Annotated in this window: 9 protein-coding genes; 4 read left to right on the forward strand and 5 right to left on the reverse strand. The window is 69.6% G+C overall.

The window, feature by feature from the left end:
* The first annotated feature begins 70 nt into the window (after positions 1 to 70).
* Positions 71 to 835 carry an enoyl-CoA hydratase/isomerase family protein gene (locus B0W88_RS12040; RefSeq protein ID WP_077034899.1) on the forward strand — a complete coding sequence of 255 codons (765 nt, stop codon included), beginning with the start codon at positions 71 to 73 and terminating at the stop codon, positions 833 to 835.
* Here the strand turns inward: B0W88_RS12040 and B0W88_RS12045 are convergent, their stop codons facing one another.
* Genes B0W88_RS12045 through B0W88_RS12055 form a run of 3 tightly spaced genes read right to left on the reverse strand, consistent with a single transcriptional unit; the run spans position 836 to position 2663 of the window.
* On the reverse strand, positions 836 to 1612 hold the full coding sequence (locus tag B0W88_RS12045) for a DUF2889 domain-containing protein (RefSeq protein WP_077034900.1): 777 nt from the start codon (positions 1610 to 1612) through the stop codon (positions 836 to 838). It lies immediately after the preceding gene.
* On the reverse strand, positions 1609 to 2043 hold the full coding sequence (locus B0W88_RS12050; protein WP_077034901.1) for a bacteriohemerythrin: 435 nt from the start codon (positions 2041 to 2043) through the stop codon (positions 1609 to 1611). Before B0W88_RS12050 ends, B0W88_RS12045 begins: the two co-directional genes overlap by 4 nt.
* Positions 2040 to 2663, reverse strand: a complete 624-nt coding sequence (locus B0W88_RS12055; RefSeq protein ID WP_077034902.1) for a glutathione S-transferase family protein — start codon at positions 2661 to 2663, stop codon at positions 2040 to 2042. The genes B0W88_RS12050 and B0W88_RS12055 overlap by 4 nt, the downstream gene beginning before the upstream one ends.
* A gap of 106 nt (positions 2664 to 2769) precedes the next feature.
* On the opposite strand from B0W88_RS12055, the gene B0W88_RS12060 reads away from it, so the two are divergent.
* Both B0W88_RS12060 and B0W88_RS12065 read left to right on the forward strand, forming a co-directional pair.
* Positions 2770 to 3798 (forward strand): NADP-dependent oxidoreductase, encoded by a 1029-nt coding sequence (locus tag B0W88_RS12060; protein ID WP_077034903.1) that lies wholly within the window; start codon positions 2770 to 2772, stop codon positions 3796 to 3798.
* Entirely contained in the window at positions 3798 to 4154 is a 357-nt protein-coding gene (locus B0W88_RS12065; RefSeq protein ID WP_077034904.1) for an EthD domain-containing protein, read from the forward strand. Before B0W88_RS12060 ends, B0W88_RS12065 begins: the two co-directional genes overlap by 1 nt.
* Here the strand turns inward: B0W88_RS12065 and B0W88_RS12070 are convergent.
* Together B0W88_RS12070 and B0W88_RS12075 are read right to left on the reverse strand one after the other, a co-directional pair.
* On the reverse strand, positions 4099 to 4953 hold the full coding sequence (locus B0W88_RS12070; RefSeq protein ID WP_077034905.1) for an enoyl-CoA hydratase/isomerase family protein: 855 nt from the start codon (positions 4951 to 4953) through the stop codon (positions 4099 to 4101). The genes B0W88_RS12065 and B0W88_RS12070 overlap by 56 nt on opposite strands.
* Before the next feature lie 137 nt (positions 4954 to 5090).
* Entirely contained in the window at positions 5091 to 6620 is a 1530-nt protein-coding gene (locus B0W88_RS12075; RefSeq protein ID WP_077034906.1) for a class I adenylate-forming enzyme family protein, read from the reverse strand.
* A gap of 102 nt (positions 6621 to 6722) precedes the next feature.
* Between B0W88_RS12075 and B0W88_RS12080 the strand changes: the two genes are divergently transcribed.
* A complete protein-coding gene (locus B0W88_RS12080; RefSeq protein WP_077034907.1) occupies positions 6723 to 7307 on the forward strand; it encodes a TetR/AcrR family transcriptional regulator in 585 nt (194 codons plus the stop codon).
* Positions 7308 to 7498: the final 191 nt, after the last annotated feature.

A 7498-nucleotide genomic window follows, 5' to 3' on the forward strand; every position in this document is an offset into this window, starting at 1 on the left:
TCTTGCCTGCGTCGCGCCTTCGTCCAAAACGACGATTCGATGCGGCGCTGTCGCGGCCTAGCATCGATGCATGGAAAACCCAGACTCCCCCTTGCTGATCGCCCATCCGGCCGATGGCGTGCTGCAACTGACGCTCAATCGCCCGCGCGCGATGAACGCCGTGACGATCGAACTGGCCGATTCGCTCGATGCGGTCCTGCGGCGCGCGGCGAGCGACGATTCAGTGCGCGCAATCGTGCTCGGCGGCTCGGGCGAACGCGCCTTCTGCTCGGGCTATGACATCCGCGAGATGGCCGCGCTCGATGCCGACGGCATGCTGGTCGCGCTGCTGCGCCGCGCGCCGGTGATCCGCGCGCTGGCGCGGCACCCCAAGCCGGTGATCGCTGCGCTGGACGGGATCGTCCACGGCGTGGGCGCGCTGTATGCAATGGCAGCGGACATCCGCATCGCCACGCCGCAGGCGGAGTTCCGCGTCGGCGCTACGCAGCACGGCGCGGCCGAGGGCGCATGGCAGCTACCGGCCATCGTCGGCGCGGCACGAGCCAAGGAGATCCTGCTGACGGCGCGGCGCGTCGGGGCGGAGGAGGCGCTGGCGATCGGGCTCTATCACCGCGTCGTGCCGCGCGAGCAGTTGCTGGCGAGCGCCGTCGAGCAGGCACGCGAGATCGCAGCCATGCCGCCGCTGGGCGTGCAGTGGCTGAAGAAGCTGGTGGACGAAGGTGTGGGCCAGCCGCTCGATGCGCAGTTCGATACCGAGCAGTTGGCGCTGGCGACGGTGCTGCGCCCGCCGAGCGGGCGCGAGACCTTCAAGGACTTCCTCGCGAAGCGGTCCTGACTAGCGGAAGAACTTCAGCAACTGCTCGCCGCCGGTGCTCGCATCGAAACGGCGGATCTGCCCGACGCGCGTCGAGCCGACATAGCGGCTCGGCTGCGAGCCGAAGCAGGTGCCGGCGGGCGGGCCGGACAGCATCGCGCTCTGGCCGATCAGGCTCTCGGCGTCGATCTTCTGGATCTGCGCGAGGAAGAGCGCCTTCTGCATCAGGAAGTAGTGCAGGTGCTCCTCGGGCGGCACGTTGGCGCGCACCCAGCCCATGAAGCCGCGCAGCACGCTCAGGCCCTTGCAGGCTTCTGGCGCGGCAATGGTCAGGTAGTCGCTCTCCAGCGTCAGCGCCAGCACGGTCGCGCCGTTGCGCGCCAGCGTGGCCGCGGCCTGCGTGTCGGTCGCGTCGGGCACGTGCACGTCCCAGCGGCAGTCGGGCCGCTGCTGGTGCGCGTGGGTCGCAGCGATGCAGAACATGTCGTGCAGGTGGGTGCACTGCTGTGTGCCGTCGCTGAAGCGGGCAATGTCGAACACGCTGTCGGACAAGGGGCAGCCGACCATCTCCTGCAATGCGTCCGGCGCGCCGGTGCAACTGCTCAGCGGATGCCGGTCCCAGGCAGCCTGCACCTCGGTGACGACACCATGCTCGTGCGCGAAGTCGATGCGGAATGAGTGGACCGGGTCTTCCATGGCCAGGCTGACGCGGCCCGGCGCGGGCGTGCGGATCTCCAGCGAGCGGATGAAGACGCCGTTGCCGAAGGCCTTGCGATAGGGCAGCGTCGATCGCGTCATGCGTGCTGCTCCACGCGCCGGCGGAACACCACCGGCTTGCCGCCGTACTGGCGCTTGACCATCCAATGGGCCAGCGCCGAGTCGAGGTGCACGGCGTGGCCCGGGAACCAGTCGGCCAACGCCTGCGCGAAGGACGGCACGGCGCTGCTGTCGCCGGCGGCTACGAGCGCGGCCACGTCCTCGGCCGACTGGAGCACGGCCGCGTGTTCGTCAATATGGCAGTCGCGCGGCGGGAAGTCGTGCTCGCGCATCAGTGCGTCTTCCTCGTCGAAGTGGGAGCGCAGGTGCTCGATCACGCGCTGCAGCGCCGCGGGCCGGGCGGCCTCGGCGCATGTCTGCAGCGCATGAACCACGTCGGCGAACTCGCGATGCGTCTCGTCCATCGGCTCGTAGCCGAGCCGCATGTCGTCATCCCACAGCAGCGCGCTCATGGCTTGATCTCCTGCGCCTTCTTGGCCGCATCGAAGCCGGGCCGCTGCTTCAACCTCGTCCAGTAGGCCTGGACGGACGCCGGGAAGGCCTTGCCCAGGCCCAGGAAGCGGGCCAGCATCAGCGCGTAGCCGACGCTGATGTCGGCGGCGGTGAAGCGGTCGGCGACGAGGTAGTCGTGCTCTTCCAGGGCTCGCTCCACGAGTTGCAGTCGGTCGAAGAAGAAGGCGCGGCAGTCCTCCACCACCGCAGGCTGGCGCCGTTCGGGCGGCTCGGTGACGGCATAGCGCAGCAAGGTGGCCAGCGGCGTGGTCAGCGAGGCCTCGCCGAAGTGCAGCCAGTGCAGCCATTCGCCCCAGGCGGGTTCGTCGCTGCCCACGGCCAGATCGCCGGAGGGATAGCGGACGGCCAGGAACTCCAGGATCGCGGCCGATTCATGGATGGTCAGGTCGCCATCGGTCAGCGTCGGCACCGAGCCGGTCGGGTTGATGCCCAGGTACTCGGGCGTGCTCTGCCGCGGCGGGAACACCATGGTCTTCAGCGCATAGGGCTGCTTCATTTCCTCGAGCAGCCACAGCGCGCGGAAGGAGCGGGCATCGGTCGTGTGATAGAGCGTGATCACGGCGGGTCTCCTCTAAGCCTTTGCGGCCGATTGTCCCGATGGCCCCGCGCGGCGAATCGTCGCAACCGACGATCTGCGGCACTCACCGCCTGCCTAGGATCGCCGCATGACGACTAGCTCGAAACCCCTGCGCTGGCAGTTGCGGCGCCGCCCCACCGGCGCGATCGCCCACGACGACCTGGAACTGGTCGAGTATGCGAGCGGCGCCCTCGCCCCCGAACACGTGCGCGTGCGCAACATCTATCTCTCGCTGGATCCGACCCAGCGCATCTGGATGAGCGAGCGCGAGCAGTACCTGCCACCGATCGCCATCGGCCAGGCGATGCGCGGCACGACGCTGGGCGAGGTCGTCGAGTCGCGCTCGGAGCGATTCAAGGCGGGCGACCTGGTGCTCGTCGGCCTGGCCGGCTGGGAGACCGTATCGGACGTGCCGGCGCAGGCCGTCGCCCGCGTGCGACGCCAGCCCGGCGTGCCGCTGACGGCGGCGATGAGCGTGCTCGGCAACACCGGACTGACGGCCTGGGCCGGCATGGTGAAAGTGGGCCAGGTGAAGGCGGGCGACACCGTGGTCGTCTCGGCCGCGGCCGGCGCCGTCGGCTCGGTGGCGGGGCAGATCGCCAAGCTGCGCGGCGCGCGGGTCGTCGGCATCGCCGGCGGCGAGGCGAAGTGCCGCTGGCTGACCGGGGAGCTCGGCTTCGACGCGTCGATCGACTACCGCAACGAGGACGTCGGCGCGGCGCTGGACCGGCATTGCCCGAACGGCATCGATCTCGATTTCGAGAACGTCGGTGGCGACATCATGAACGCCGTCTTCGAGCGCATGAACACCTTCGGCCGCATGGTGCTGTGCGGCTTGATCTCGGGCTACCAGAGCGAGGGGCCGGTGGCCGGGCCGGCCAACTTCGAGCGCATCCTGATGCAGCGGCTGCGCATCGAGGGCTTCATCGTCATCGATCACCTGCCGCATGCGAAGGAGGCCTTCGGAGAACTCGGCGCCTGGGTGCAGCAGGGCCGGCTTCACTGGCGCGACCATGTGGTCCCGGGCCTCGAGAACGCCGTCGACGCGATGCAGCTGCTGTTCAGCGGCCGCAACGAGGGCAAGCTGCTGGTGGGCGTCTCGCCGGAACCGGCATGATGATCAAGATCATCTTCTGCCTGAAGCGTCTGCCCCACCTGAGCCGCGACGCGTTCCAGGCCTACTGGCGCGAGCAGCATGCGCCGCGGGTGCAGGCTCGCGCGCGGCTGCTGGGCATCCGCCGCTACGTGCAGAGCCACACGATGGACGATGCGAGCTTCGCCGCGCCGTCCCGCGCGCGCGGCGGCGCCGCGCCCTACGACGGCGTGGCCGAGATCTGGTTCGAGGCGGACGGCGCCGAAGGCAGCCCCGAGGCCTGCCGCGCTGCGGCGCTGGAGCTGCTGGACGACGAGCGCAACTTCATCGACCTGCCGGCGTCTGCGCTGTTCTACACGCAGGAACTTCAGGTACTGTGATGCGGCCGGCGTTGTAGTCGGCCATCGTCTGCAGCGTCTGCGGCAGGCGCAGCACCTGCGAGAAGGCGCCGCGCTCGCGGGCCATGCCCTCATGCGGGGTCAGGTCTTGCGCGTCGCGATGCAGGTGGACGAGATGCTGCAGCACTTCCGGTGGGCGGCGCGCCAGCGTGGCGGCCACGTCCAGCGCATGGGCCAGCGCATCGGGCACCAGCGCGTGGACCAGGTCCAGCCTGGCGGCCTCCTCGGGCGTGACACAAGTGCCCAGCAGCAGCATCTCCAGCGCCCTCGCCGGCCCGACCGCGCGGCTCAGCCGCTGCGTGCCGCCGGCGCCCGGGATCAGGCCCAGTTGCACCTCCAGCAGGCCGATGCGGTAGTCGCCCGGCTGGGCATAGCGCAGGTGGCAGCCCAGCGCCAGCTCCAGCCCGCCGCCCATGCACCAGCCGTTGATGGCGGCGATGGAGAGATACGGTGCCGCCTCCAGTCGTTCGAGGATCTTGTGGAAGCCGCCGGGCGGCGGCGGGCTGTCCGGCGAGAAGCGCAGGTCACGCGCCAGCAGCGCCCGGCCGATGCGCTCCAGCTCCTTGACGTCGTAGTGGCGCACGAACATGCCGGGGTCACGGCCGTGGAGGATCAGCGCGCGCAGGCCGTCGAGGGTGTCGGTGACGTCCAGCGCCTGCAGCACTTCGCGCTCGCTCTGCGGGTCGAAGAAGCCTTCGGGTGGGTTGTGCAGCGCGAGCAGGGCGACGGCCTCGCCATGGCGGGTCAGCGTGCAGCGTGTGCCTGAGAACAGGGTTTCCATGTCAGATGTTCTTATCAGGCGTGGCATCACGCTTGGCCCGTTCGCCCTGAGGTATCGAAGGGCCCAGGCAACAGTGGGCAGAGGGCTTCGATACCTCGGCCCGAACGGGGCTTGGACTAGCGCATGAAAGCTTCATCTCAACGCACCCGCGGCAGGTCCACATGCGCCCGCTCATACTGCTTGCGCAGCGCCAGCTTCGACAGCTTGCCCGCCGGCAGCCGCGGCAGCGGTTCCGCATGGACCGCCACATAGCGCGGCACCTTGTAGTCGCTCAGGTGCGTGTTGCAGTGGGCCACCAGTGCCGCCACGTCCAGCCCGCGCGGGGCGTAGACCACGGCCATCGGCGTCTCGCCGAAGCGCTCATCCTTGGCGGCAATCGCAGCCACCTCCTCGACGCCGGGGAAGTCCGCCACCACCCGCTCGATCTCCGCGGCCGAGATGTTGACCCCGCCGGAGATGATGATGTCCTTCAGGCGGTCGACGAAGGTCAGCAGCCCGTTCTCGTCCATCACGCCGAGGTCGCCCGTGCGCAGCCAGCCGTCCGCACCCATCACCTTGGCCGTGGCCTCCGGGTCGCGCCAGTAGCCGACCATCAGCGCCGGGCCCTGGATGACGATCTCGCCGGGCGTTCCGGGCGGGCAAGGCCGGCCCGATTCGTCGATCGTGGCCAGCCGCGTGAAGGGCATGCCGCGGCCGCAACTGGTCGGGTGCGCGACGGCGCTGCCCAGCGGGTTGATCGTCGCGTTGCCGCCGGCCTCGGTCTGTCCGTACATCTGCTGGAACACCAGGCCCTTGCTGCGCCAGGCCTCGATCAGTCTCGCGCTGACCCGCGCGCCGCCGCACTGCATCATGCGGATGCTCGACGTGTCGGTGCCGGCGAACTCGGCGCTGGCCGCCATGCGTTCGAAGAACACCGGCACGCCCATCAGGATGGTGATGCGGTCCTCGCCGACGCGGCGCAGCGCCTTCACCGGGTCGAAGGCATCCTCGACGAAGACGGTGCCGCCGTAGACCAGCGCCAGCAGCAGCACGTAGTAGCCGGCCGACATGCAAAGCGGGCCGAACATCATCGTGCGCGGCTTGTCCATCGCATGCGGATGCGCCAGCACCAGGTCGGCGAAGCCGCCCATCATCGTGCGGTGGCTGTAGACGACGCCCTTCGGATAGCCGGTCGAGCCGCTGGTGCCGATGATGACGACCGGCGTGTCCGGCGTGATGCCCGCGCGCACCGGGCGCACGGGCGCCGGCTGGACATGGCGGAAGCGCTCGACGGTGGCGAGCAGCGGCCAGCAGCGAACGCCCGGCAGGCCCTCCAGCGCCTCCTGCGCCACCGGCTCGCGGGCGGCGTCGTGGAACAGGAACTTCGGCTCGTAGCGGCCCAGCACGTAGCGGGCCTCGCTGGCGGTGAAGCGCGGGTTCAGCGGCGCCAGCAGGCCGCCGGCGTCCATCACGGCCACCGCCATCACGCACCATTCGAGGCAGTTGGTGGCGTGGATGGTGACGCGGTCGCCGGGCTGCAGCCCCTCGGCCAGCAGCCAGTCGCCGATGGCGGCGGACCAGCGCTCCAGTTCGCCGTGCGTGACGCGGCCGGTGCTGCTGATGATGGCGTCCTGCGCCGCGCGCTCGCGTGCCCACCACTTGATGGCGTCGATCAATCTGCCCTGCATCGGGTGTCTCCTTCGTTTGTGCCACAGCATCGCCGCGCGGGCGCGCGGGGGCCTCGTCCCTTCCGACGATTTCGACGACGGAGGCGCACGTAGACTGCCCGCATGACCATTCCGTCCCCCACCGCGCGCGAAAGCACCGAAGCGCAGATCGTCGAGGCCGCCGCCGAATGCTTCGAGCGCTACGGCATCCGCAAGACGACGATGGACGACATCGCCCAGCAGGCGGGCCTGTCGCGCGCCACCCTGTACCGCTACTTCACCAGCAAGGAGGCCGTGGCCGAGCGCCTGGGCGAGGTGGAGGCCGAGAAGGTCAACGCAGAGCTGCGCAAGCAGCTGAAGAAGGGCCTCTCGCTGGAAGCCACGCTGGTCGAATGCCTGCTCTTGTCCACGCGCATCGCGCACCGCAACCCGCGGGTGCGCCTGCTGTCGGAGTTCGCCGCCACCGCCTCGCGCTCCGCCGACCCCAGCTCGCACTTCCAGACATCCAGCCGCGCGCTGTGGGGCAGCCTGCTCAGCGACGCGCACCAGCGTGGCGAACTCGCCGCTGACCTGAGCCTGGACGAGATCTCGAGCTGGCTGACGCTGTCGCAGGCCACGCTGCTGACCAAGGTCGAGGCGGTGGAGATCAGCGACCGCGAACTGCGGCGCTTCATCCAGCGCTTCATCGTGTCCGCCGTGCTCCGCTGACCCGCGGGTAATCCACAAGTCAATGAGACATTTTTAGATATATTGTCTCATCCATCGCAGGCCCCGATGGAGACATGCCCGTGAACACAGAAGCCCAGATCGAGGCGCCCGAGCGCCGGCTCACCCAGAGCCAGCTCGACGCCATCCTCGCGCTGCCCGAGCACGACAGCGCCCCAACCCCGACCACCGAG

Origin of the sequence: Pelomonas sp. KK5 (genome assembly GCF_001984095.1) — a bacterium.
GTDB lineage: Bacteria > Pseudomonadota > Gammaproteobacteria > Burkholderiales > Burkholderiaceae_C > KK5.